Below are 2,085 nucleotides of genomic sequence, written 5' to 3'. Positions count from 1 at the left end.
CGCCAGATCCCGCCTCACCCTCGTCCCCGACACCGGAACCGAGGTGACCACCGAACCCGCCCTCGGACTCAGCGCCTAACCCCCAAACCGAAGGACACCGCTACACCACCACCGGGGACTTGACCCATCCATAGTCCTACCGTGGATGCATGACCGAATCGCAGAAGGATGACAGCGGCGACGCGAAGGCCGGCCTCGACAGCAACCAGAACAGCGCGCTCGGCGTCGTCTTCACGATGGTGGGTGTTGTCTTCTTCCTGACGATGGACAACTGGGCAATCGGACTCCCGTTCGTCGCCCTAGGGCTCGCGTTCTTCTCCATGGGGATCGCCGCGACGAAGAAGCCGCGGCGGCCCTGGGCTGCGGACGGCAGCGCGTGGTCTGACGGCCCGCCGGCGCCGTAGCCGCGGGCTGTGGCATCCGTCGCCCTAGACTCCCCCACATGTCACGACCAGTCGCAGTCATCACGGGGGTCGGACGGCCCGTCGGTATCGGCGCGGGGATTGCCCGCACGCTGATCGCCGATGGGTGGGATCTCGCGGTCAGCTATTGGACGGGGTACGACGACCGGGTCAACGGTGGGGCGGCCGGCCTCGACACGCTGCTCGAGGAGGTCGGCGAGCACACCATCGCGGTACCGGGGACCCTGGGGAACTTCCCCTGTGCCATCACGAAATAAGGACGTTCAACCTCGAACAGGTCCCGCCGGGAAGTAGCTACTGATCCGGATAATTTCTCGTCATTCGCTAATGTGGCCCTCGAAACATGTCACGATGTAGACACTTGGGCACCCGAACTCCGGCGTGTCAAAGCCTTCAAAGGGGAACGCGCATGGCAAAACTGGTTGTGGAATCCACGAATATCTCCGATCTGCTGGATCTTCTTCGATCGAATACCTGGCTAGTTCCGTCCTTTCAGCGTGATTTTGTCTGGTCGGAAGCAGAGGTAACTGGCCTCGCACTATCGGTGATTGAGGCTCGACCGATAGGAATGGCAACGCTTTGGGAGCAGGCTGACGACAGCGAACTGACTCTGGAATCCGCGTCTATCCCTGACACGGTAAACGGCGTTTCTGCCACAGCGAAAATCGCGATGCATGACGAACGCCCGAAGAAGTTCTTCGCAGTACTTGATGGCCGGCAGCGGGCAACCGCACTCGCCATGGCTTTCGGCGGGCTCCGAGCTACAGATGCGCGAAGGCGGTTCTCAGGCAGGTACTTTCTTGATGTAACACACCAGGATTCCAGCGAAAGAGTCCGCTACATTCGGGATGCGCAAGTCAAGGCGGGCAAACTCGACCAGCTGAGTGTCTGCATCGGTCAGGGACTGTTCCCATTAGCCACTGAACCGGACTCTGAACTCCTCGGTCAATGGCTCGAATACATTCAGGCAATCAAGGACCCAGCCAACTACGCCAATAAACAACTGCCGCCAGCTGAAGAGTTGCAGCGAAGAGATGAGATCCTCAAGAAGGCGTTCGCCGGGATCAGCCAGACGGTGCTCGCGGTTTACATCGTGCCTTCGGGATACAGCCTCGGAGAGATTTGTGAAATCTTCGAGACTCTCAACACGACCGGCACGAAAGTATCGACCGTCGATTTGCTCCACAGCTGGCTTTACAGCGACACCAGTGCGGACGCCGACCCCGTATTGCTTCGAGAGTGGATAGACGACCTGGGGCAATTGGAGGGCGCATTTGGATGGGCCTCGAAGAATGACCGCCCGGAACTAATGGCTCAACTCGTCACCGCCTGCTATGTGGCCCTGGACTCCGAGAAGCCCGCGCCTCGCGCGGTCGGAAGCAAGAAGTCACCAGCTAGCATCTCTTCAATCAAGGCCGGCGACCTTCTCGCGACGCCGTCTGCCTTTTGGCAAGAAGCAATTGCGGATGAAATATTGCTGGCGGGATATATCGGCGATTTCCAAGAATGTGTTGCAGGGTCGTCCTTCCCACTTAAGGAGGTCAAGTCCCCGGTGGTGGTGTAGCGGTGTCCTTCGGTTTGGGGGTTAGGCGCTGAGTCCGAGGGCGGGTTCGGTGGTCACCTCGGTTCCGGTGTCGGGGACGAGGGTGAGGCGGGATCTGGC

3 protein-coding genes are annotated in these 2,085 nt (G+C 60.0%); all 3 read left to right on the top strand.

The features are described from left to right. Positions 1-149 precede the first annotated feature (149 nt). The 3 genes from G5S38_RS15435 to G5S38_RS15425 all read left to right on the top strand — a co-directional run bounded on the left by G5S38_RS15435 (position 150) and on the right by G5S38_RS15425 (position 1,986). Positions 150-404, top strand: coding sequence for a hypothetical protein (locus tag G5S38_RS15435; protein ID WP_165070530.1), 255 nt, complete (start codon positions 150-152; stop codon positions 402-404). 38 nt (positions 405-442) lie between these two features. Next, positions 443-679, top strand: coding sequence for a hypothetical protein (locus G5S38_RS15925; RefSeq protein WP_201276718.1), 237 nt, complete (start codon positions 443-445; stop codon positions 677-679). 152 nt (positions 680-831) lie between these two features. Continuing rightward, positions 832-1,986, top strand: a complete 1,155-nt coding sequence (locus G5S38_RS15425; RefSeq protein ID WP_165070527.1) for a DUF262 domain-containing protein — start codon at positions 832-834, stop codon at positions 1,984-1,986. The last annotated feature ends 99 nt before the right edge of the window (positions 1,987-2,085 follow it).

The organism is Marisediminicola senii, from assembly GCF_011057645.1.
Taxonomy (GTDB): domain Bacteria; phylum Actinomycetota; class Actinomycetes; order Actinomycetales; family Microbacteriaceae; genus Marisediminicola; species Marisediminicola senii.
The sequence above is the reverse complement of the archived record's forward strand: the minus strand, read 5'-3'. Positions and strand labels throughout refer to the sequence as shown.

Excerpts from the sequence above, each read along its gene's own strand:
- G5S38_RS15435 (WP_165070530.1), top strand. The coding sequence starts at position 150 with ATGACCGAATCGCAGAAGGATGACAGCGGCGACGCGAAGGCCGGCCTC.
- G5S38_RS15925 (WP_201276718.1), top strand. The coding sequence starts at position 443 with ATGTCACGACCAGTCGCAGTCATCACGGGGGTCGGACGGCCCGTCGGT.
- G5S38_RS15425 (WP_165070527.1), top strand. The coding sequence starts at position 832 with ATGGCAAAACTGGTTGTGGAATCCACGAATATCTCCGATCTGCTGGAT.